Origin of the sequence: Streptomyces venezuelae, from assembly GCF_008642375.1 — a bacterium.
Taxonomy (GTDB): Bacteria; Actinomycetota; Actinomycetes; order Streptomycetales; family Streptomycetaceae; genus Streptomyces; species Streptomyces venezuelae_G.
The window spans coordinates 7,497,125-7,518,861 of record NZ_CP029194.1; the positions used below are offsets into that span (position 1 = coordinate 7,497,125).

Here is a 21,737-nt window from a genome sequence, read left to right on the forward strand (position 1 = left end):
TTGTCCTTCCGTCCGTCGTTCAGCCCGCCGCGGCGGCCGCGTGGACCCCCGCGCAGATCCGGGCCAGGTCCTCGTCACCGGTCACGTACGGGGGCATCGTGTAGATCAGGTCCCGGAACGGGCGCAGCCACACGCCGGCCCCGACCGCCGCCCGCGTGGCCGCCGCCATGTCGACGGCGTGGTCGAGCTGGACGACCCCGATCGCGCCGCACACGCGTACGTCCTTCACGCCCTGGAGGGCGGCGACCGGAGCGAGTCCGTCGCGCAGCCCCGCCTCGATGCGCTTGACGTCCACGGCCCAGTCCCGCGAGAGGAGCAGGTCGATCGAGGCGAGGGCCACCGCCGAGGCCAGCGGGTTCCCCATGAAGGTCGGCCCGTGGGCCAGGACCGGGACCTCGCCCCGGGAGATCCCGTCGGCGACCCGGCTCGTGCAGAGCGTCGCCGCCATCGACAGGTAGCCGCCGGTCAGCGCCTTGCCCACGCACATCACATCGGGGGAGACACCCGCCTGGTCCGCGGCGAAGAGCGTGCCCGTGCGGCCGAAGCCGGTCGCGATCTCGTCGAAGACGAGCAGGACGTCGTGCGCGTCGCAGGCCTCGCGCAGCACCTTCAGATACGCCGGGTCGTGGAAGCGCATCCCGCCCGCGCCCTGCACGACCGGCTCCACGATCACCGCGGCCAGCTCGTCCGCGTGCCGCGCGATCTCGGTCCGCAGCAGTTCCGCGTACGACTCCTCGTACGCGACCGGAGGGGCGTCCACGAACACCTGTTGCTGGAGCACCCCCGACCACAGCTCGTGCATCCCGCCCTGGGGGTCGCACACCGACATCGGCTGCCAGGTGTCCCCGTGGTACCCGCCGCGCCAGGTGAGCAGCCGCTGCTTGCCGGGCCGGCCGACCGAGCGCCAGTGCTGGAGGCACATCTTGACCGCGACCTCGACGGCGACCGAACCCGAGTCGCTGAGGAAGACGTGGCGCAGCGGCTCGGGGGTGATCTCGACGAGGCGCGCGGCGAGGCGTACGGCCGGCTCGTGGGTGAGCCCGCCGAACATGACGTGGCTCATCCGGTCGAGCTGGCCGCGCACCGCCTCGTTGAGCACGGGGTGGTTGTAGCCGTGGATCGCCGACCACCACGAGGACATGCCGTCGATCAACTCGTCCCGGCCCTCGGCGGGTTCGGCGAGCCGGAGCCGCACCCCGGACGCGGACGCGACGACCAGCGGGTCCGTACGGCCCGGCATGGGGCCGTACGGATGCCAGACGTGCGCCCGGTCCAGGGCGAGGAGTTCGTCGTTACGCATTCGGCGCCAGGTCCGTGCCGGCGCCCCGGCGGCGGACCGCCACCAGGTCGGTCCGCGCGGTGTTCGCCGCGGGGACCGCCTCGGGCGCCGCAGCCGCCTCGGCCGCCAAGGGCTCGGCCGCGGGTGCGGCGTGGCCCCCGCAGGGACCGCAGCCGCCGCCCGCGTGCGAACCGCAGCCGGCGCCCTCGGACGGGGCCTGCGAGCCGCAGCCCGCGCCCTCCGCCGAGCCGTGCGAACCGCAGCCGCCGGCCGCGGCGGCACCCGCCGCCGCGAGCGCGTCCGCCCGGTGCGCGGGCAGCGTCGTCGTGCCCGCGCCCTCCACCTCGAAGCCCGCGTCCGCGATCATGTCGAGGTCGGCCTGGCCGGCCTGGCCCTCGCTCGTCAGGTAGTCGCCGAGGAAGATCGAGTTCGCGATGTTCAGCGCCAGCGGCTGCATCGAGCGCAGGTGCACCTCACGGCCACCCGCGATCCGCACCTCGACGTCGGGGCAGACGAACCGCACCATCGCGAGGATCCGCAGGCAGCGCTGCGGGGTCAGGTTCCACTCCTTGGCGAGCGGCGTGCCCTCGAAGGGGATGAGGAAGTTGACCGGCACCGAGTCCGAGTCGAGCTCGCGCAGCGCGTACACGACGTCGACGAGGTCCTCGTCGGTCTCGCCCATGCCCGCGATCAGACCGGAGCAGGCCGACAGACCGGCGGCGTGCGCCTTCTGCACGGTGTCCACCCGGTCCGCGTACGTGTGGGTCTTGGTGATCCCCTCGTACGTCGCCTCGGAGGTGTTCAGGTTGTGGTTGTACGCGTCGGCGCCGGCGTCCCGCAGCCGCTCCGCCTGGCCGTCCGAGAGGAGACCGAGACAGGCGCACACCTCGATGCCCTCGTTCTGCTCCTTGATCGCCTCGATGGTCTTGCCGACCCGCTCGACGTCGCGGTCCGTCGGACCGCGCCCGCTCGCGACCAGGCAGACCCGCTTGGCCCCGCCCGCGACACCCGCGGCGGCGGCCTGGGACGCCTCGTCCGGCTTCAGCCACGTGTACTTGAGGATCTCGGCCTTGGAGCCGAGCCGCTGCGAACAGTACGAGCAGTCCTCGGGGCACAGCCCCGACTTCAGGTTGACCAGGTAGTTCAGCTTCACGCGCCGCCCGAACCACTGACGGCGCACCTTCCCGGCAGCCGCCACCACATCGAGCAGCTCGTCGTCGGAGGTCGCCAGTACGGCGAGCGCTTCTTCACGGGTCGGCAGCTCGCGCCGCAGCCCCTTCTCCACCAGCGTGTTCAGCAGGTCCATAAACGCTGATCCTTGCCTACCGCCCGCCCTCGGGCCAAGGAGGATCCGAACAAACGCCCCCGAACGAGGTGTGTGGATGACCACATCCCGACCTCGACGGACTCCGGTTAGGGTCTGTGGGCTGCCTACAAAAGGATCGCCGCATGCCACTGGCCGACGACGCCCGGGCCGAGGGCCCGCGCCGGACCGCGTTCGACTGGACCGACGCCGAGGCGCGCCGCAGGGCGGAAGCCGGTCTCGTCCGTACGCTGCGGCCCCGGGCCGCCGAGTCGGAGCTCCTCGACCTGGCGAGCAACGACTACCTCGGCCTCACCCGCCGTACGGAGGTCACCGAGGCGGCGGCCGAGGCGGCGAGGCGCTGGGGCGCGGGCGCCACCGGCTCCCGGCTCGTCACCGGAACGACCCGGCTGCACACCCGCCTGGAGCGCGAACTCGCCGACTTCTGCGGCTTCGAGGCGGCCCTCGTCTTCTCCTCCGGCTACGCCGCCAACCTGGCCGCGCTCACCGCACTCGGCGGCCGGGACTCGCTGATCGTCTCGGACGCCTCCAACCACGCCTCCATCGTGGACGGCTGCCGGCTCGCGCGCGCCGAGACGGCCGTCGTGCCGCACGCCGATCCCGAGGCCGTCGCCAAGACCCTGGAGGCGTGGCCGGCGCACCGGGCGCTCGTGGTCAGCGACTCCGTCTTCTCCGTCGACGGCGACAAGGCGCCCCTGCCGGAGCTCGCCGAGGCCTGCCGCGCCCACGGCGCGGGGTTCGTCGTCGACGACGCCCATGGCTTCGGCGTCCTCGGCGAGGGCGGCCGGGGAGCCCTGCACGAGGCCGGCCTCGCGGGCGACGAGGACGTCGTCGCCACGCTCACCCTCTCCAAGTCCCTGGGCAGCCAGGGCGGCGCGGTCCTCGGCCCGGCCCGTGTCATCGAGCACCTGGTGAACGCGGCGCGCACCTTCATCTTCGACACCGGGCTCGCCCCGGCGGCCGCGGGCGGCGCGCTCGCGAGCCTGCGTCTGATCGCGGCCGAACCGGCGCTGGCCGGGCGGGCGCGGACCGTCGCCACCACCCTGTACGAGCTCCTCACGGCGGCCGGACTGACCGCGGCGCGGCCGGACGCGGCCGTCGTCTCGGTGCGCGCCCCCTCACCCGAGGCGGCGCTGCGCTGGGCCGCGGACTGCCGCGAACAGGGCCTGGCGGTCGGGTGCTTCCGGCCCCCGTCCGTCCCGGACGGCATCTCGCGGCTGCGGCTCACGGCCCGTGCCGACCTGACGGACTCCGAAATCGAGCGGGCGGTGCGGACGATCCTGCGCACCGCGCCCGCCGCCGTCTGACCGTGTCGACTCCGCTGCCCAAGAGAGTTTCCGGGCAGCAGAGTTCACCGCTTCGGGCGATAGATGCGCACATATCGTGGTGGAACCCCGTACGGGGCGGCACGATCGGTGGCACTCTGACGCGAAGCGCAATCCGGGGTGGTGTCCCCGGCGGGAAAGGGACAGCGCCGCCATGGCAGACCATCAGGAAGTATCCGTCACTCTGCCGAGCGATCCCGCCTCGGTCCGCACGGCCCGCAGATACGTCGCGGACGTCCTGGGGGACTGGGGGCTCGACGGTGACGCGGAGATCGCGGACTCGATCCGGCTCATCATCTCGGAGCTGGCCACCAACGCCGTCCAGCACACCTTCGGTCAGTCGCCCACCTTTACGGTCGACCTCCGCCTGGAGCGGGAGGAGCGGCTGCACATCGGTGTGACCGACAGCCATCCCCGCTGGCCCCGCCGCCTCCCGGCGGCGGTCCAGCAGGACAACGGGCGGGGCATGGTCATCATCCGGGTCCTGGCGGCGGAGGCCGGTGGCCGCCTCTCGGTCACTCCGACCGAGGAGGGCGGCAAGACGGTCTGGATCACATTGCCGTGGGCGATGGCCCCGGTGTCGGGCTCGTACCACTGAGGCGAGGGGTGCGGCGGCGCCACCACACCCCTCGTCCGAGGTCAGCGCCCGGGGGCCGTCACCGGACGCGGCCGTAGTAGACCTTCGACGACCAGATCCTGTCGAGCTTCACCCAGGAACCCGTCTTGGGCGAGTGCCAGATCTTGCCGCTGCCGGCGTAGATGCCGACGTGGTACACCTTCCCGCCCGAGTGGAAGAAGACCAGGTCCCCCTTCTGTCTGCTGGACTTGGAGATGTGCCGGGTCTTGTTGTACTGCTGCTGCGCGGTGCGTGGCAGCGACTTGCCCGCCTTCTTGTACGCGTAGAGCGTCAGCCCGGAGCAGTCGAACCGCGTGGGTCCGGCGGATCCGTACCGGTACGGCGATCCCTTCTTGGACACGGCGACGCTCAGTGCCTTGTTCGCGTGTGTCGTCGCTGCCTGGGCCTCCGGTGCCGCACCTGGTGCGAACAGCGTGCCGCCGACGGCGGCGAGGGTGAGAGCCGAGACGGCTCCGGCCCGGGACAGCAGGGACGGGACATGCATCTGCGCGGTCATGCGCAACCCTTCGTCAGCCGCCTGAGAAGGATGACCTGTCGGGTTCGGGCAGGCGAAGATGCCCGGCCGCGGCTGCGGCTTCACCCCAAGGAACGGTCCTCGCTGTCGTGACAGCTCGAACGTCCCGTACTGATTGGGTCCTCCACTCCTGCCGATCCACTCCTGTCGACCAGACGTCCGGGACAGCGGCAGGACTCGGCGTCCGCCCGGACCGCCCCGCCGCGGTGGCGGGGGCTTGTCGTCGACAGGGATCTTGACCCATGACATGGGCGAAAACCGAGCTGAAACGTCGATATGTGAGGCTCCTCACGACTGATCCGTTCGGGTGGACAGAGAGCCTTTGTGATCTTCGGAGGTTTGGCCGACGAGCCGCGTACCAGCGATGGAACGTTCGATTCCGCCAAATGCGTACACCTGTTGCGCAACTTCCCCGCTTCATATGTCGACTCGTCGACTACGCCGAACGAGCGAGGGATTCTGCGGTGCCTGTCGGCCGACCGGACCTCGACACGACACGCGAATATGTCAACTCGCCCGGGTCCGGGGGACGGTGACGCGGCCGGTCCGGCGCTCCCCGTCCAACACCCTTAGGGCGCGCGCCAATGTGTCCGCGTGGACCTCGGCCTCGCCCCGTATATGCATGAGCGTCAGGGCCTCGCGCAGCGCCTCCGCGCGTCCCACCAGGGCCTGGGCCGCGCGCAACGCCCCATAAGTATGCGTGCTCCTGGATGGATTGATCTTCCCCAGGAGGTCGACGACTTCGAGGTACGCGTCGACGAGTTCGCCCTCGGCCCGCGTCAGGGCCGGCAGCGGCGGCAGTTCGGGGACCACGGCCGGCTCACCGGCCCGTACCGCCGGCGGCGGTGCGCCGGTTCGCGACCACGTGGTCCGCCAGGCCGTACGCGACGGCCGCCGGTGCGTCCAGGACGGTCAGCCGGTCGGTGTCGGCGTCGATCCGCTCCCGGTCCTGCCCGGTGTGCTCGGCAAGCATCCCGGCGACCAGCGCGCGCATGCGCAGCAGTTCGGCGGTCTGGAGGTCGAGGTCGCTGAGCTGTCCCTGGAGGGGTTCGTCCAGGGTCGGCTGACGGAGCGTGACCCGGGCGCCGGGCAGGATCAGGCGCTTGCCCGGGGTGCCGGCCGCGAGCAGGACGGCCGCGGTGGAGACGGCCTGGCCCAGACAGGTGGTCTCCACGTCGCAGGAGAGCGTCCGCATCGTGTCGTAGATCGAGGTCATGGCGCTGATGGAGCCGCCGGGGGAGTTGATGTAGAGGGAGATGTCCTGGCCCGGCGCCGCGTGGTCGAGGTGGAGGAACTGGGCGATGGCGTCGTTGGCCGAGGTCTCGTCGACCGGCGTGCCGAGGAAGACGATCCGGGACTCCAGGAGCTTCGAGTAGGGGTCGAGGGTCCGGGTTCCGAAGCTGGTCCGCTCCGTGAACTCGGGCAGAACGTAGCGCGCGTCCATGGCTGAGCACCTCCATCGAACTGTCTGTGAAAAATGTACAGGACGTACAGACCGTAAGATGGGGAGCATGACCTACGAGATCCCGGTGACGCAAGCGCGGGCTGAGCTCGCCGACCTCATCAACCGCGTCGTGTACGGCGGTGAGCGCGTGGTCGTCACCCGCCACGGGAAGCCCCTGGTCGCCCTGGTCTCGGCCGCTGACCTGGAGGCTTTGGAAGCGGCGGGCGAGCCGGCGCCGGAGCGGGTGGTCGGTTCGGTCTCCGCGCTGCGTCCGGTCGACTCCGCCACGGGCGAACAGCGCCGCTTCGGCATCGCCGCCCACCACCGCGAACCGGGCGTCTCCTAGACCTCCGCCGCCGACCTCCGCCGCTGCTCCGGTCCGCTCGACGCGGGCCGTGCGCACGTCGCGGCCGCGCGCACGAAAGAGCCGCGTACCCCCGTCCGCTGCAGCGGGGGTACGCGGCCGTCTTTCGTCGCCCGCGGGCTCAGCCCACGGGTGCCGGGACCGGAAGAGGCGCCGCCGCCGGCTCCGTACGGCGCCTGCGGGTGCCCAGCAGGGTCGCGGTCAGACCCGCCGCCGCCCAGACGCTGAGCACGAGGAGCGGTCCGCCCGCCGCCGCGCCGTCGAAGAAGGAGACCGACCGCAGGGCCGCGCCCCCGGCGCCCGGCGGCAGCAGCTGCCCGAGCGAGCCGGCCGCGGTGGGCAGCAGCTCCGGTGCGCTCGACACCCCGGAGAAGGGGTTGCCGATCAGGATCACGAGCAGCGCCCCGAGCCCGAAGCCCGGCTTTCCGATGAGCGCGGCGAGCCCCGCGAACGTCGATCCGATCGCCAGGACGGTCAGGGACAGGACCCCGGCCTCCGCCCACCAGTCGCCGGTGAGCGCGCCGAGCCAGCTGTCGGCGAGGGCCGTGCCGGCCAGCCCCGCGAGCGCCGAGGCGCCGACGAGGGCGGTCACCGCCCGGGTCCCGCGCAGCCCGAGGAGGGTCGTGACGACACCCGCCGCGGCCCCCGCCAGGGCGAGCGGCAGCAGGCTGGAGGCGAGCACGGCCCCGCGCGGGTCACCGGCCGGGGCGGCGACCACGTCCGTGACCGTCACCTTCGCGCCTTCCGGGGCCTGCGCGGTCACGGCCTCCCGGAGCAGCCCGGCCACCACCGGGCTCGCCGCCGAGGCGGTCAGGAGCTCCGTACCGCCCGGTGTCACGACCACCGCTCCGTATACGTCCCGGTCCGCGATCGCGGACCGGGCCGCGGCGCCGTCCTCGTAGCGGTGGACCTCGAAGGCCCCCTCGTGGCGGCTGAACCCCTCCTCCAGGGCGGTCACCGCCGTCGCGGGGCCGGCGACGCCGATCGGCAGGTCGCGGGGGGCCGTCCGGGCCGCCGGCCAGGCGAAGGCCCAGAGGGCCAGGGCCACGACGGTCGGGATCAGCACCATCACCGCGATGGTCCTGCGCCCCGCGCCGGGGGCGGTGGTGGTGGCGGACATGGCGTCCTCCGATCAAAGAGAAGGATCGTTCGTTTTTCTTGATGTCACTGTCCTGCGGCGTCGCGGAGTTGTCAAGAATGAATATTCGTTTTAGGTTCGCTCCATGGCTCGTGTCTCCCAGGAACACCTCGACGCCCGGCGGCGGCAGATCCTCGACGGCGCCGCGCGCTGCTTCGCCCGCAACGGCTTCCACGCGACCTCGATGCAGGACGTGCTGGCCGAGGTGGGCCTGTCGGCCGGCGCGGTCTACCGCTACTTCCGCGGCAAGGACGAACTGATCGCCGCCATCGCGACCGAGGCCTTCGCGGGCATCCGGGGCGCGTTCGAGGAGGCGTCCAGGGCCACCCCGCCACCCACCCCCGACGTGCTGCTCGGCGCGGTGCTCCGGCTCTTCCTGGAGGAGCGGATCGAGGGTGCCGACCGGCAGGCCTTCGCGCGTCTGATCATCCAGGTGTGGACGGAGACCCTGCGCGACGAGGAGCTGGCGAAGACCCTCGCCGAGGGGTACCACGGCATGCGCATCGCCTGGGCGAAGCTCGTCACCGCCTACCGCGAGAGCGGCATCCTGACCGCCGACGTCCCCGCCGACCATGTGGCCCGCACGCTGATCGCCGTCGCCCAGGGCTTCATCGCCCAGCAGGCGCTCTTCGGGGACGTGGCCGTGGACATCCTGGAGGACGGACTCAGGGGTCTGATGTCGATGACCGTCGATCCGACCTGATGATCATGAAACTGCAAAGCCGGAGTTAACGAGCCGGAAAAACTTCCGCCCTAACGTGCAATGTCCGGCCGCGGACCGCGTCCCGGCAGCTCAACAGGCTGTTGAAGCTGGGTAGGGTCCGCAGCTGTCCGGGTGCCTTCCCGGTCGACGACTGTGAGGTGGAAGAGTGCAACTGAGCCCGCACGAACAGGAACGCCTGCTCATTCATGTCGCGGCCGACGTGGCCGAGAAGCGCCGGGCGCGGGGTGTGAGACTCAACCACCCCGAGGCCGTCGCCCTGCTCACCTCCCACATCCTGGAGGGCGCCCGGGACGGCCGCACCGTCGCGGAACTCATGGCCTCCGGCCGCAAGGTGCTCTCCCGCGAGGACGTCATGGAGGGGATCCCCGAGATGATCCACGACGTCCAGGTCGAGGCCACCTTCCCGGACGGCACCAAGCTCGTCACCGTCCACGACCCCATCGTCTGAGCGGGGACGCCGATGATCCCCGGAGAGATCCTGTACGCGCAGGACCCGGTCGCCCTCAACGAGGGGCGCCCCGTCACCCGCGTGACCGTGCTCAACGCCGCCGACCGGCCCGTCCAGGTCGGCTCCCACTACCACTTCGCCGAGGTCAACCCGGGCCTGGAGTTCGACCGCGCCGCCGCGCGCGGACAGCGCCTCCACATCGCCGCCGGGACCGCCGTCCGCTTTGAACCCGGCATCCCCGTCGAGGTCGAGTTCGTCCCGATCGCGGGCCGCCGGATCGTCCCGGGCCTGCGCGGCGAGACCGCGGGTCCCCTCGACGCCGAAGCCGCCCGCACCGCCGAAGCCGCCCCCGTCGCCGATGCCGAGCTCGCCGCGGCCGCCGGCCCGAACGGAGCCCCCCGTGCCTGACCTGCAGCGCGCCGTCTACGCCGACCTCTTCGGCCCCACGACCGGCGACCGCATCCGGCTCGCCGACACCGACCTCCTCGTCGAGATCGAGGAGGACCGCTGCGGCGGCCCCGGCCGCGCCGGCGAGGAAGCGGTCTTCGGCGGCGGCAAGGTCGTCCGCGAGTCCATGGGCCAGGCCCGCACCACCCGCGCCGAGGGCGCCCCCGACACCGTGATCACCGGAGCCGTGATCATCGACCACTGGGGCATCGTCAAGGCCGACATCGGCATCCGCGACGGCCGGATCACCGGCATCGGCAAGGCCGGCAACCCCGACACCATGGACGGCGTCCACCCCGACCTCGTGATCGGCCCCGAGACCGAGATCATCGTCGGCAACGGCAAGATCGTCACCGCCGGCGCCGTCGACGCCCACGTCCACTTCATCTCCCCGACCGTCGTCGAGCAGGCGCTCGCCACCGGCGTCACCACGCTCGTCGGCGGCGGCACGGGACCCGCCGAGGGCACCAAGGCGACCACCGTCACACCGGGCCCGTGGCACCTTGCCCGGATGTTCGAGGCCCTGGACACCTTCCCCGTCAACATCGGCCTGCTCGGCAAGGGCAACACCATGTCCCGGGAGGCCATGCACTCCCAACTCCGCGGCGGAGCGCTCGGATTCAAGATCCACGAGGACTGGGGCGCCACCCCGGCGGTCATCGACGCCTGCCTCGGCGTCTGCGAGGAGACCGGCGCCCAACTCGCCATCCACACGGACACCCTGAACGAAGCGGGCTTCGTCGGCGACACCCTCGCCGCCATCGCGGGCCGCACCGTCCACGCGTACCACACGGAGGGCGCCGGCGGAGGGCACGCTCCCGACATCATCACGGTCGTCTCCGAGCCGTACATCCTGCCCAGCTCGACCAACCCGACCCGCCCGCACACCGTCAACACCATCGAGGAACACCTCGACATGCTGATGGTCTGCCACCACCTCAACCCCGCCGTCCCCGAGGACCTCGCCTTCGCCGAGTCCCGCATCCGGCCCTCCACCATCGCCGCCGAGGACGTCCTCCACGACCTGGGCGCCATCTCGATCATCTCCTCCGACTCCCAGGCCATGGGCCGGATCGGCGAGGTGATCATGCGGACCTGGCAGACCGCCCACGTCATGAAGAAGCGGCGCGGCGCGCTGCCCGGCGACGGCCGGGCCGACAACCACCGGGCCCGTCGCTATGTCGCCAAGTACACGATCAACCCGGCCGTCGCCCAGGGCATGGACCACCTCATCGGCTCCGTCGAGACCGGCAAACTCGCCGACCTCGTGCTCTGGGACCCCGCCTTCTTCGGCGTGAAGCCGCTCACCGTCGTCAAGGGCGGCCAGATCGCGTACGCGCAGATGGGCGACGCCAACGCCTCCATCCCGACCCCGCAACCGGTCATGCCCCGCCCCATGTTCGGCGCGCTCGGCCGGGCGGCCGCGGCCGGTTCCGTCAATTTCACGGCCCGGGCGGCGATCGAGGACGACCTGCCCCGGAAGCTGGGCCTGCACAAGGAGTTCACCGCGATCGGGGACACCCGGCGGGTCACCAAGGCCGACATGCGGGAGAACGACGCCCTGCCCCGGGTCGAGGTCGACGCCGACACCTTCTCGGTGACCATCGACGGAGAGGCGGTCGAACCCGCACCGGCCATCGAACTCCCCATGGCCCAGCGCTACTTCCTCTTCTGAGGGTGCGGACACGATGACACGCTCCGCACTCCTCGTGCTCGCCGACGGACGGTTCCCCGCCGGCGGGCACGCCCACTCCGGCGGCGCCGAGGCGGCGGTCAGGGCCGGCCGGATCAAGGACGCCGACGACCTGGAGGCCTTCTGCCGCGGCCGGCTCCACACCACCGGCCTCACTTCCGCGGGCCTGGCCGCCGCCGCCGCGAACGGACTCGACCCGTACGAGCTCGACGCGGCCGCCGACGCCCGCACGCCCTCACCCGCCCTGCGCGCCGCCGCCCGCAGGCTCGGCCGCCAGCTGATGCGGGCCGCCCGCGCCACCTGGCCAAGCCCCGAACTCGACGCGCTCGCGGCGGCCTTCCCGCGGGGTGCCCATCAGCCCGTCGTCCTCGGCGCCACCGCCCGGGCCGCGGGACTCGGCCCGGAGGACGCCGCCCACTGTGTCGCGTACGAGACGGTCGGCGGCCCCGCCACCGCCGCCGTACGCCTCCTCAGCCTCGACCCGTACCGGGCGACCGCCGTCCTCGCCCGCCTCGCACCCGAGATGGACGACATCGCCGACCGCGCGGCGGCCGCCGCCCGCCAGGGCGTCGAAGCCCTGCCGGCCGCCTCCGCGCCGCTGCTCGACCTCACCGCCGAACAGCACGCGGCCTGGCCCGTCCGCCTCTTCGCCTCGTAACCACTCCGACAGGAGAGCCATGCACCTCGACCACGGCCACACCCACCACGGAGCGGTCTCCGCCGACGCCCACCGCCCCGACGGCACCCGCCGCGCCCTGCGCGTCGGACTCGGCGGACCGGTCGGTTCCGGGAAGACCGCCACCGTCGCCGCCCTCTGCCGGGTCCTGCGGGACACCCTCTCGATCGCCGTCGTCACCAACGACATCTACACCCGCGAGGACGCCGAGTTCCTCCTCCGCAACGCCGTCCTGCCGCCCGAGCGCATCCAGGCCGTGGAGACCGGCGCCTGCCCGCACACCGCGATCCGCGACGACATCTCCGCCAACCTCGAAGCCGTCGAGGAACTGGAGGAGGCCGTCGGCCCCCTCGACCTCATCCTGGTCGAGTCCGGCGGCGACAACCTCACCGCCACCTTCTCCAAGGGGCTCGTCGACGCCCAGATCTTCGTCATCGACGTGGCCGGCGGCGACGACATCCCGCGCAAGGGCGGACCGGGGGTCACCACCGCCGACCTGCTCGTCGTCAACAAGACCGACCTCGCCCCGCACGTCGGCTCCGACCTGGAGCGCATGGCCCGTGACGCGAAGGCGCAGCGCGGCGAGCTGCCCGTCGCCTTCACCTCCCTGCGCGCCGAGAACGGCGTCGGGCCCGTCGCCGACTGGGTCCGCGGCCGGCTCGACGCGTGGACCGCGGCCGGGGCGCCGGCCGCGTGAGCCTGCGCGCCACCGCACGGATCGCCGCCGCCGCCGACGGCCGGCTGCCGCTCCTGGAGAGCGACGGTCCCCTCGCCCTGCGCCGCACCAGGGCCGCCGCCGGCTGGACCCGGGTCACCGTCGTCGGGGCGATGAGCGCCCCGCTCGGCGGCGACCGGCTCGCGATCGAGACGGAGGTACGGGACGGGGCCCGGCTCCTGGTCGACTCCGCCGCCGCCACCCTCGCCCTGCCGGGCCGGAGCGCCGAGCCCGCCACGTACGACGTCCGGATCGCGGTGGGGGAGGCCAGCGTCCTCCACTGGCTGCCCGAGCAGCTCGTCTCCGCCCACGGCTCCCACCTGCGGATGCGCACCACCGTCGAGCTCGCCGCCACGGCCCGGCTCGTCCTCCGCGAGGAGCAGGTCCTCGGCCGGCACGGCGAAGCGCCCGGCACCCTCGTCACCCGCCTCACCGTCCGCCGCGCCGGACGGCCCCTGCTCGACCAGGAACTGGCGTACGGCCCCGGGGCCCCCGGCGGCTGGGACGGCGGCGCGGTCCTCGGCGGCCACCGGGCCACCGGTCAACTCCTCGTGGTGGACCCCGACTTCGCCGACAAGCCCAGGGAGTCGAGGCTTCTCGACGAAGGGGCCGTGATCGCCCCGCTCGCCGGCCCCGCGGCCCTCGTCACCGCCGTCGCCCCCGACGCCCTCGCGCTCCGCCGCCTCCTCGACACGGCCCTGGCCGAACTCGCCCCGCACTGACGCGAGGGGCGGTCGTCAGGGGGCCGCCCCTCCGGCCGGTCACGGTCAGCCCCGGGTCTTCAGCCAGGCGTCCTCCGCCGCGTAGTCGAAGAAGTCCACCCCGTACTTCGCGAGACCGGGAAAGGCCTCACGCCAGTCCCGGTCCGCCAGGTGCGCGGTCAGCCACGCCACCGTCTCCGGGAGCGACCCGGCGTACGACACGACCGGCCGGTATCCCAACTCCCGCTCCGCCGCCGTCATGTCGTAGACGATCGGGTGCGGCGCGGTCCACGGAGTGAGCCCCACGGTCTCCGCCGGCTCCCCTTCCATCAGCACCAGCTCACTCCGCACGCCCAGCACCGCGTCGATCGCCGCCCCGATCTCCGCCACCGTCGGCGCCTCGGGGTCCGCGCCGTTGAGCACCCGGCTCCCCGGCTTCGCCGCCGCGAGCCGGACGAGCTCGGCGAGGTTGTCCACGTGGGCCGGATGGAACCGCGAGGCGCCGCCGTACGCGAGGACGCGCACCGGCCGCCCGTCGAGCGCCCGCTTGACGAACCACAGCTCGCGCGGGCCCGGGCAGAAGGGCCCGTGGATCGCGCCCGCGCGCAGCAGCGTCGTCGGCAGCGCGTCGCCCGCCGCCAGCAGCTCCCGCTCCAGGGCGATCTTCCGCCTGCTGTACGTGGTGTCGCCCGGCGCGACGGTCCGCCACTCCTCGGGGACGGGCACCGGGAAGGCGGGGAAACCGTCGGGCCGGTCCTGGGTGTCGAAGCTGCGGCCCTCCTCGTCCTCGTAGACGGCGCCGCTCGACACCACCACCGCCGAGCCGATCCGGTCGGCGAGCCCGGTCAGCTGCCGTCCGTGCCCGCCGCCGTACGCGACGATGTCGACGAGCACGTCGCAGCCGTCGCCGAGCCCCGCCGAGAGCGCCCCTTCCTCGGTCCGGTCGAGCCGCACCGTCCGGACCTCGTCCGGCCACCTCTCGTCGCGCGCGCCGCCCCGCGAGGCGGCCGTCACCTCCCAGCCGTCCGAGACGAGGGCCCGCACGGCCGCCCGCCCCACCTGTCCCGACCCGCCCAGTACGAACGCGTTTCCCTTGGTCATGATCGCGACGCTACGGGCGGCGGGACCGGCGCCCCAAGCGATTGCGCCGTGCGCGGATCCGCCCTCGGCGTTCCCGGCGGCGGAACCTTCGCGCGGGCACGTCCGTCCCCGCCTCCGCCGCCTTCACCACGGCCGCGTACTCGTCCACGTACTCCTGCCCGGACAGCCGCAGGATCTCGTACATGATCTCGTCGGTGACCGCGCGGACCACCGCCCGCTCGTCCGCGGACCCCGCGAAGCGGGAGAAGTCCAGCGGCGCCCCGAAGCGGATCGTGACCCGGCGGATCCGCGGCACGACCTTTCCGGGCGGCTGGATCTCGAACGTGCCGACCATGGCGCACGGCACCACCGGCACCCCGGCGGTCAGGGCCATCACCGCCACCCCGGCCTTGCCCTTGTAGAGCCGCCCGTCGTGGGAGCGCGTCCCCTCGGGATAGATCCCGAGCAGCTCGCCCCTGCCCAGGACGCCGAGCCCCTCGCGGATCGCCGCCTGCCCGGCCTCCTTCCCCGACCGGTCCACCGGGATCTGACCGGCGGCCCGGAAGAACGCGGCCGTGAGCCGCCCCTTGATGCCGGGCCCCGTGAAGTACTCCTGTTTGGCGAGGAAGGTGATCCGCCGGTCGAGCACGGCCGGCATCAGGAAGTGGTCGGAGAAGGAGAGGTGATTGCCCGCGACGATCGCCGCGCCCTCCTCCGGGACGTGCTCCAGCCCCTCGATCCGCGGCCGGAAGAGCAGCCTGAGCAGCGGACCCAGCAGTACGTGCTTCATCAGGTGGTAGAACACCCGCGACCCCCGTTCGTCGTCGTCATGCCCGTTGTATCGGCGCGCGGGCCCGTGGTCCACTGGTGGGGGAGCGTCACGATGACGGGACAGCACGGAACGAGACGTCCCGGCCGTGTCCTCACCGCGGTGCTCTGCGCGGTGACGGCGGCCGGTCTGTACGGCTGCTCCGACCCCGGCCCCCGGGAGCCCAGCCCCACACCGACGCCCTCACCGGCCACGACGCCCCCCGGCACGACCGCCCCGGCGTCCCCCACGACGGCCCCCGCGCCCGCCGGCCGGTCACCGCTCACCGGACTCCCCGCGCGGCCCGCCCCCGTCGTCGCCGTGAAGATCGACAACGTGCAAGCGGCCCGCCCCCACACCGGTCTCGGCGCCGCCGACCTCGTCTACGTCGAGCAGGTCGAGGGCGGCGTGACCCGGCTCCTCGCCGTGTACTCCTCCCGGCTCCCTGAGCTCACCGGACCCGTCCGCAGCGCCCGGGAGTCCGACATATCGCTCCTCGCGCCCTACGGCCGGCCGGTGCTCGCCTACTCCGGCGCGCAGAGCGCCCTGAACCCCCTGCTGAACGCCGCGCCGCTGCACCTCGTCACCGAGTCCACCGCCCCCGGGGCCTTCCGGCGCTCCCCTGACCGGGCCGCCCCGCACAACCTCTACGTCCGCCCGGAACGCGCCCTCGCCACCGATCCGTCGGCGGAGAACGCCCAGGACATCGGCTTCCGCTTCGGGTCCGCGCCGCCCGGCGGCACCCCGGTCGACACGTCGTCCGTCCGCTTCCCGGCAGCCCGCTACACCTTCACGTGGTCCGCCGCGGACCGCGCCTGGCGGGTCGCGATGGACGGCCGCGAGGCCCGCGCCACGGACACCGGACCGCTCACCCCCGAGACGGTCGTCGTCCAGCGCGTCACCATCCGCCCGTCCGACTTCCGGGACAAGTTCGGCTCGGTCTCCCCGTACACCGAGACCACGGGCAGCGGCAGCGCGCTCGTGCTGCGCGACGGCCGCTCGTACGAGGCCCGCTGGTCCCGGCCCACGCCCGAAGCGGGCACCACCTTCACCACCCCGGACGGGAAGCCCCTCGCCTTCGCCCCGGGTCAGACCTGGGTCGTCCTCGCCCCGCGCGGTTAGCGGGGGCGGGGCAGCGTCTGCGGGCAGGGCAGCGAGGACGGGTCAGGGCTGTGTCGTCGTGCCCGGTCGGCCGGGCCGGCCCCGTGGGCGCCGGCGAGGAGAATCGGGCGTCGAGCTGTCCGCCGCCGCCATGCCGATCGTGGCGACCACCAGCACCATCAGGCCGAACCACAGCCATCCGCTGCTGCCGAGCGCCACCGTGTACGTCGTCGTCAGGACCAGTGCCGCGCCGGTGAGCGCCGCCATCGTCTTCGTGGGACCGGACATCGATCCGCCTCCTCCCGACCGGGGCCGCGGAAGTCGTCGTCCCCATCGTGACCCCGGAAGGGGGGCGCGCGCTACTCCCTGGACGCCCCCGCGTGCGCCGGGGCCGGAAGCGGGCCTCGTCTCAGCTCCTGGCCCGGAGCGAGGCCAGGTACGCGTTGTACGCCTCCAGCTCCTTGTCCCCGTTCCGGTCGGCGGCCCGGTCCATGCGGACCGCCTGCCGCTGCTCGGAGTGGTACCACTGGTAGACCAGCGCGATCAGCACCAGCACGGACGGGATCTCGCTGAACGCCCAGGCGATGCCGCCCGCCGCGTTCTGGTCGGTGAGGGCGTCGATCCCCAGCGAGGCGGGCGGGCTCTGGTACGTCCCGACCATCGGCTCGCTCGCCATCATCAGCGCGATGCCGAAGAAGGCGTGGAACGGCATGCCCGCGAACAGCTCCAGCATCCGCATCACGTAACCCGGCCGGTGCGGGCCCGGGTCCACGCCCATGATCGGCCAGAAGAAGACCACGCCGACCATCAGGAAGTGCACCATCATCCCGATGTGCCCGGGCTTGGAGCCCATCAGGAAGTCGAAGAGCGGCGTGAAGTACAGCGCGTACAGGCTCGCGATGAACATCGGGATCGTGAAGCCGGGGTGCGTGATCACCTTGACGTACCGGCTGTGCAGCAGCTTCAGGAGCAGCTCGCGCGGCCCCGTCGAACCCCGGTCCGCCACCGGCAGTGCCCGCAGCGCCAGCGTCACCGGTGCGCCGAGGAGCAGGAGGATCGGCGACAGCATGGAGATCACCATGTGCTGCACCATGTGCACGCTGAACATGACCATGCCGTAGTCGTTGAGCTTGGTGCACATCACCAGGGCGACGGACAGGACACCGACGGTGAAGAACACCGTCCGGCTCACGGGCCACGCGTCACCGCGCCGCCGCAGCCGCGCCACACCCCAGCCGTAGAGCCCGAGCCCCGCGATGCAGCCGACGAGGAAGAAGAGGTCGGGGGAGAACTCCAGGCCCCGCGCCAGCGTGAACGGCGGCAGATCCATGGTCATGCCGTGTCCGCTGTGATCCATCTGAGTACTCCTGGAGCCCGATTCGCGCTTGTTGTCCGCACCAGACTAGAACCGCCCCCGGCCGCGATCGCGACCGGGGGCGGTTCTGGGCTCATGGCGGCGTCAGAGCACGCACTCGGCCTCGCTGTAGCGGTCCTCGGGGACCGTCTTGAGGGACTCGACGGCCTGCGCCAGCGGGACCATCACGATGTCCGTGCCGCGCAGCGCGGTCAGCATGCCGAACTCGCCGCGGTGCGCCGCCTCCACCGCGTGCCAGCCGAAGCGGGTGGCGAGGACGCGGTCGTACGCGGTCGGGGTGCCGCCGCGCTGGACGTGGCCGAGGATGACCGGGCGGGCCTCCTTGCCGAGGCGCCGCTCGAGCTCGACGGAGAGCTGGTTCGCTATGCCGGTGAACCGCTCGTGGCCGTAGATGTCCTTCCCGGCGGACTTGAAGTCCATCGAGCCCTCGCGCGGCTTCGCGCCCTCGGCGACGACCACGATCGCGAACCGCTTGCCGGCCTCGAACCGCTCGCCGACGCGGGCGGTCAGCTCGTCGATGTCGAAGGGGCGCTCGGGGACGACGACCGCGTGCGCGCCGGCGGCCATGCCGGAGTGCAGCGCGATCCACCCGGTGTGGCGGCCCATGACCTCGACGACGAGGACCCGCTGGTGCGACTCGGCGGTCGTCTTCAGCCGGTCGAGCGCCTCGGTGGCGACGGTGACGGCCGTGTCGAAGCCGAAGGTGACGTCGGTGGAGGCGATGTCGTTGTCGATGGTCTTGGGGACCCCGACGATCGGCAGGCCCGCCTCGGAGAGGAGGTTGGCCGCCTTCAGGGTGCCCTCGCCGCCGATCGGGATGATGGCGTCGAGGCCCAGGTCCGCGACGTGGCCGCGGGCGGTCTCGACGCCGCCGACCAGGTGCGCGGGCTGGACCCGGGAGGAGCCGAGGATGGTGCCGCCGCGGGCGAGTATGCCGCCCACCGCGTCGAGGTCGAGCTTGCGGTAGTCGCACTCCAGCAGGCCCTTCCACCCGTCGTGGAAGCCGATGACCTCGTCACCGTGGTCGACGACGGCGCGGTGCACGACGGAACGGATGACGGCATTCAGACCGGGGCAGTCTCCGCCGGAGGTGAGCACACCAATGCGCATAGCCCAAAAACCTTTGCAACGTGGGCCGACTCCCGGACCACGTCGTCCGGCTGGATCCCCGCCACCCTATCGGTGCTGGGTGGCGGGGCCGAAACGGATGTCCGCACAGTGGACATCGTCGTTTCGTACGAGCCTGTGAGGGCGCGTCAGGCGGGCTGCGTGGCAGCCGCGATGCGCTCGGCGCGCAGCGCCTCGTACCACCGGTCGTCGGTGGGCGGCAGCGCGTTCACATCGAGGGCCAGCTTCAGGAGCAGGTCCGCGATCTGCGGGTTCCGGGCCATGACGGGGCCGTGCATGTACGTACCGAAGACGGTGTCGTTGTACGCGCCCTCGGTGCCGTCGCCGGTGCCGTTGCCGTTGCCGAAGACGGTCCGGGCGAACGGCCGGGCCGTCGGGCCGAGGTGCGTGATGCCCTGGTGGTTCTCGAACCCGGTCAGCTGGGGCAGGCCGAGGCGCGGGTCGATGTCCGCGAGGACGTCGCCGACGCACCGGGCGCCCTCGCCGCGGGTCGAGATCACGTCGATCAGACCGAGGCCGGTCTCGCGCTCGCCGAGGTCGTTGATGAACTCGTGGCCCAGGATCTGGTAGCCGGCGCAGACAGAGAAGATGATCGCGCCGTTGGACGCGGCCCGGCTGAGCCCGCCGTCGCGGCGCAGCCGCTCGGCCGCGAGCCGCTGCGGCCGGTCCTCGCCGCCGCCGATCAGATAGATGTCGCCCGAGGTCGGCACCGGCTGGTCGCTGCGGACGTCGACGCGCTCGACGTTCAGGCCGCGCTGGCGGGCGCGGCGCTCGACGACGAGGACGTTGCCCTGGTCGCCGTAGGTGCTGAGCAGGTCCGGGTAGACCCAGACCAGGCGCAGGCTGCTGTCAGTCATGCTGCATGTCCTCTACGGGTCAGTTGCCGACGCGGCGGCGGACGTCCTGGAAGGCGGTGTAGTTGGCGATCAGCTCGATCTGCCCGGGCGGGGCCATCGTGACGGCCTCGTCGAGCGTCTCGCAGACGCGGAAGTCCACGCCCGCGACCTCCAGGCGGACCGCCAGGTCGAGCCGGCGGTCGCCGATGACCATGATCGGGTGGCCCGCGAGCCGCCCGTAGTCCACGTCCCACAGCCAGGAGGTGTCCGTGCCGTCGGCGCCGCGGGCGTTGACGGAGAGGATCACCGGCGTGGGCGGCGCGTCGATCAGGGAGAACGTCTCCAGCCAGCCGGCCGGGTTCTTCGCGAGCAGGAGTCGCAGGTCGCGGCCCTGGAACGAGACGACGTCGTAGCGTCCCGCGACGGCCTGCACCTGGTACATGCGCTCCAGGGCGACCTGCGGCGGCACGCCGAAGACGGCGGCGACGGCGGCCGAGGTGGCGGCGTTCGCCTTGTTGGCGCGGCCGGGCAGCTGGAGCCGGATCGGCCAGGCCGAACCGTGGGGGTCGAGCACGTGGTCGCCGTTGAGCGCCCAGCTCGGCGCGGGACGGCGGAAGCCGCACTCGCCGCAGAACCAGTCGTCGCCCGGACGCTGCATCACACCGCCGCAGGCGGGGCACGACCAGGCGTCGTCCTTCCACTCCTGGCCGGCGGCCACCCACACGACGTTGGGGGAGGAGGAGGCGGCCCACACGATGAGCGGGTCGTCGGCGTTGGCGACGACGACGGCCTTCGTGCCGTTGAGGCCCTCGCGCCACTTCTCGGCGAGCATGCGGGTCTCGGCGGCGCGGTCGAGCTGGTCGCGCGAGAGGTTGAGCAGCGCGATGACCTTGGGCGTGGTGTCACGGGCGACGCCGGCGAGGTACTTCTCGTCGACCTCGATGACGCCGTACTTGGAGTCCGAGCCGCCGGCCAGCGCCGAGGTGATGCCCGCGGGCATGTTGGCGCCGAGGGCGTTCGAGACCACGGGGCCGGCGGCTCGCAGGGCCTCCGCGATCAGCCGGGTCGTCGTCGTCTTGCCGTTGGTCGCCGACACCAGGACGACGTCCAGATGCTGCGCGAGCCGGCCGAGGAGGTCCGGGTCGAGCTTGAGAGCGACCTTGCCGCCGATCACCGATCCGCTGCCGCGCCCCGCCGCCCGCGACACCGCGGCCGCGGCCCTGCCCGCCGTCACGGCCAGCTTGGCACGCGGCGACAGCGGCTCTGGATTACCGGGGTGTCCTGACATCGTTCCTGTTCCTCCTTGCGTCGGTCCGGGCTCAGCCTATCGAGATCAGGCCAGCAGCCCGAACAGCGGCACCGTGCGAGGCCGCGCGAAACAGCCTGGTCACGGCGGACCGTACCCTTACGGCCATGCGAAACCGCCCCATCCCCGGCAGTTCCGGCCTCGTGCGAGAGATGACTCTGCTCGGCGACCCCGTACTGCACACGCCCTGTGAGCCCGTCACCGACTTCGGCCCCGAACTGGCCCGGCTCGTCGAGGACATGTTCGCGACGATGTACGCGGCGAACGGCGTGGGACTGGCGGCCAACCAGGTCGGCGTGGGCCTGCGGGTCTTCGTCTACGACTGCCCTGACGACGAGGACACGCGCCACCTGGGCCATGTGGTGAATCCGACGCTGGTGGAGGCGGACGGCGACGTGATCCGGGGCCCGGAGGGCTGTCTCTCGCTGCCGGGACTGGAGGCGCCGACGCCGCGTTTCGACCGCGCCGTGGTGGAGGGCGTCCGGCTGGACGGTACTCCGGTACGGATCGAGGGCACGGGCTTCTTCGCCCGCTGCCTCCAGCACGAGACGGACCACCTGGAGGGCGGGGTCTACGCCGACCATGTGACGGGGTGGCGTAAGTCACGTCTGCTGCGGACGATCCGCAAGCAGCCGTGGGGCGGCGACGCGTCCGTGCTGGAGGGCTGAGCGTCC

Annotated in this window: 25 protein-coding genes and 1 riboswitch; of the genes, 12 read left to right on the top strand and 13 right to left on the bottom strand. The window is 72.6% G+C overall.

Features of this window, described 5'->3' with window-relative positions; all coding sequences use genetic code 11:
* Positions 1–19: 19 nt before the first annotated feature.
* Positions 20–1,300: an adenosylmethionine--8-amino-7-oxononanoate transaminase gene (locus tag DEJ46_RS34175; protein WP_150272553.1), complete on the bottom strand. Its 1,281-nt coding sequence runs from the start codon at positions 1,298–1,300 to the stop codon at positions 20–22.
* A complete protein-coding gene (gene bioB, locus DEJ46_RS34180; RefSeq protein ID WP_150272555.1) occupies positions 1,293–2,585 on the bottom strand; it encodes a biotin synthase BioB in 1,293 nt (430 codons plus the stop codon). The genes DEJ46_RS34175 and bioB overlap by 8 nt, the downstream gene beginning before the upstream one ends.
* A 143-nt stretch (positions 2,586–2,728) precedes the next feature.
* Between bioB and DEJ46_RS34185 the strand changes: the two genes are divergently transcribed.
* Both DEJ46_RS34185 and DEJ46_RS34190 read left to right on the top strand, forming a co-directional pair.
* Positions 2,729–3,910 (top strand): 8-amino-7-oxononanoate synthase, encoded by a 1,182-nt coding sequence (locus DEJ46_RS34185; protein WP_150272557.1) that lies wholly within the window; start codon positions 2,729–2,731, stop codon positions 3,908–3,910.
* Positions 3,911–4,082: 172 nt separating this feature from the next.
* Positions 4,083–4,526 carry an ATP-binding protein gene (locus tag DEJ46_RS34190; protein WP_150272559.1) on the top strand — a complete coding sequence of 148 codons (444 nt, stop codon included), beginning with the start codon at positions 4,083–4,085 and terminating at the stop codon, positions 4,524–4,526.
* Positions 4,527–4,584: 58 nt separating this feature from the next.
* Here DEJ46_RS34190 and DEJ46_RS34195 read toward each other — a convergent pair whose 3' ends face one another.
* From DEJ46_RS34195 to DEJ46_RS34205, 3 genes are all read right to left on the bottom strand, one after another.
* Positions 4,585–5,061, bottom strand: a complete 477-nt coding sequence (locus DEJ46_RS34195) for a C40 family peptidase (RefSeq protein WP_150272561.1) — start codon at positions 5,059–5,061, stop codon at positions 4,585–4,587.
* A 3-nt stretch (positions 5,062–5,064) separates the two neighbouring features.
* Positions 5,065–5,272, bottom strand: a riboswitch (cyclic di-AMP (ydaO/yuaA leader).
* Between the two features lie 314 nt (positions 5,273–5,586).
* Complete coding sequence (locus DEJ46_RS34200) at positions 5,587–5,892, bottom strand: hypothetical protein (RefSeq protein ID WP_150272563.1); 306 nt, start codon at positions 5,890–5,892, stop codon at positions 5,587–5,589.
* Positions 5,893–5,899: 7 nt separating this feature from the next.
* Entirely contained in the window at positions 5,900–6,523 is a 624-nt protein-coding gene (locus tag DEJ46_RS34205; RefSeq protein ID WP_150272564.1) for an ATP-dependent Clp protease proteolytic subunit, read from the bottom strand.
* A gap of 67 nt (positions 6,524–6,590) precedes the next feature.
* Here DEJ46_RS34205 and DEJ46_RS34210 point away from each other — a divergent pair, with 67 nt between their 5' ends.
* Positions 6,591–6,869, top strand: a complete 279-nt coding sequence (locus DEJ46_RS34210; RefSeq protein ID WP_150272566.1) for a type II toxin-antitoxin system Phd/YefM family antitoxin — start codon at positions 6,591–6,593, stop codon at positions 6,867–6,869.
* A 139-nt stretch (positions 6,870–7,008) separates the two neighbouring features.
* On the opposite strand, the gene DEJ46_RS34215 is transcribed toward DEJ46_RS34210, so the two are convergent.
* On the bottom strand, positions 7,009–8,007 hold the full coding sequence (locus DEJ46_RS34215; RefSeq protein WP_150272568.1) for an ABC transporter permease: 999 nt from the start codon (positions 8,005–8,007) through the stop codon (positions 7,009–7,011).
* A gap of 103 nt (positions 8,008–8,110) precedes the next feature.
* On the opposite strand from DEJ46_RS34215, the gene DEJ46_RS34220 reads away from it, so the two are divergent.
* The 7 genes from DEJ46_RS34220 (at position 8,111) to DEJ46_RS34250 (ending at position 13,450) form a co-directional block, all read left to right on the top strand.
* Positions 8,111–8,728, top strand: coding sequence for a TetR/AcrR family transcriptional regulator (locus DEJ46_RS34220; protein ID WP_150272570.1), 618 nt, complete (start codon positions 8,111–8,113; stop codon positions 8,726–8,728).
* Positions 8,729–8,894: 166 nt separating this feature from the next.
* Complete coding sequence (locus tag DEJ46_RS34225; protein WP_150272572.1) at positions 8,895–9,197, top strand: urease subunit gamma; 303 nt, start codon at positions 8,895–8,897, stop codon at positions 9,195–9,197.
* A 12-nt stretch (positions 9,198–9,209) separates the two neighbouring features.
* Entirely contained in the window at positions 9,210–9,605 is a 396-nt protein-coding gene (locus tag DEJ46_RS34230; protein ID WP_223835322.1) for an urease subunit beta, read from the top strand.
* On the top strand, positions 9,598–11,319 hold the full coding sequence (locus DEJ46_RS34235; RefSeq protein WP_150272573.1) for an urease subunit alpha: 1,722 nt from the start codon (positions 9,598–9,600) through the stop codon (positions 11,317–11,319). Before DEJ46_RS34230 ends, DEJ46_RS34235 begins: the two co-directional genes overlap by 8 nt.
* A gap of 13 nt (positions 11,320–11,332) precedes the next feature.
* Entirely contained in the window at positions 11,333–11,995 is a 663-nt protein-coding gene (locus DEJ46_RS34240; RefSeq protein WP_150272575.1) for an urease accessory protein UreF, read from the top strand.
* A gap of 19 nt (positions 11,996–12,014) precedes the next feature.
* Positions 12,015–12,710, top strand: a complete 696-nt coding sequence (gene ureG / locus DEJ46_RS34245; protein WP_150272577.1) for an urease accessory protein UreG — start codon at positions 12,015–12,017, stop codon at positions 12,708–12,710.
* On the top strand, positions 12,707–13,450 hold the full coding sequence (locus tag DEJ46_RS34250; protein WP_150272579.1) for an urease accessory protein UreD: 744 nt from the start codon (positions 12,707–12,709) through the stop codon (positions 13,448–13,450). The genes ureG and DEJ46_RS34250 overlap by 4 nt, the downstream gene beginning before the upstream one ends.
* Positions 13,451–13,495: 45 nt before the next feature.
* Here the strand turns inward: DEJ46_RS34250 and DEJ46_RS34255 are convergent, their stop codons facing one another.
* Complete coding sequence (locus DEJ46_RS34255; RefSeq protein WP_150272581.1) at positions 13,496–14,530, bottom strand: NAD-dependent epimerase/dehydratase family protein; 1,035 nt, start codon at positions 14,528–14,530, stop codon at positions 13,496–13,498.
* Positions 14,531–14,540: 10 nt separating this feature from the next.
* Positions 14,541–15,314 carry a lysophospholipid acyltransferase family protein gene (locus DEJ46_RS34260; protein WP_223835323.1) on the bottom strand — a complete coding sequence of 258 codons (774 nt, stop codon included), beginning with the start codon at positions 15,312–15,314 and terminating at the stop codon, positions 14,541–14,543.
* Positions 15,315–15,392: 78 nt separating this feature from the next.
* Between DEJ46_RS34260 and DEJ46_RS34265 the strand changes: the two genes are divergently transcribed.
* The gene (locus tag DEJ46_RS34265) at positions 15,393–16,439 is read left to right on the top strand and encodes a DUF3048 domain-containing protein (protein ID WP_150272585.1); all 1,047 of its coding nucleotides are present in this window, start codon (positions 15,393–15,395) and stop codon (positions 16,437–16,439) included.
* Between the two features lie 42 nt (positions 16,440–16,481).
* Here the strand turns inward: DEJ46_RS34265 and DEJ46_RS34270 are convergent, their stop codons facing one another.
* The 5 genes from DEJ46_RS34270 to DEJ46_RS34290 all read right to left on the bottom strand — a co-directional run bounded on the left by DEJ46_RS34270 (position 16,482) and on the right by DEJ46_RS34290 (position 21,045).
* Positions 16,482–16,706 carry a hypothetical protein gene (locus tag DEJ46_RS34270; RefSeq protein ID WP_150272587.1) on the bottom strand — a complete coding sequence of 75 codons (225 nt, stop codon included), beginning with the start codon at positions 16,704–16,706 and terminating at the stop codon, positions 16,482–16,484.
* A 121-nt stretch (positions 16,707–16,827) separates the two neighbouring features.
* On the bottom strand, positions 16,828–17,775 hold the full coding sequence (locus DEJ46_RS34275; protein ID WP_150272588.1) for a cytochrome c oxidase assembly protein: 948 nt from the start codon (positions 17,773–17,775) through the stop codon (positions 16,828–16,830).
* Between the two features lie 102 nt (positions 17,776–17,877).
* Complete coding sequence (locus DEJ46_RS34280) at positions 17,878–18,903, bottom strand: 6-phosphofructokinase (RefSeq protein ID WP_150272590.1); 1,026 nt, start codon at positions 18,901–18,903, stop codon at positions 17,878–17,880.
* A gap of 146 nt (positions 18,904–19,049) precedes the next feature.
* A complete protein-coding gene (locus DEJ46_RS34285; protein WP_150272592.1) occupies positions 19,050–19,778 on the bottom strand; it encodes a type 1 glutamine amidotransferase in 729 nt (242 codons plus the stop codon).
* A gap of 19 nt (positions 19,779–19,797) precedes the next feature.
* On the bottom strand, positions 19,798–21,045 hold the full coding sequence (locus tag DEJ46_RS34290; protein ID WP_150272594.1) for a Mur ligase family protein: 1,248 nt from the start codon (positions 21,043–21,045) through the stop codon (positions 19,798–19,800).
* A 125-nt stretch (positions 21,046–21,170) separates the two neighbouring features.
* Between DEJ46_RS34290 and def the strand changes: the two genes are divergently transcribed.
* Positions 21,171–21,731: a peptide deformylase gene (def, locus tag DEJ46_RS34295; protein WP_150272596.1), complete on the top strand. Its 561-nt coding sequence runs from the start codon at positions 21,171–21,173 to the stop codon at positions 21,729–21,731.
* Positions 21,732–21,737: the final 6 nt, after the last annotated feature.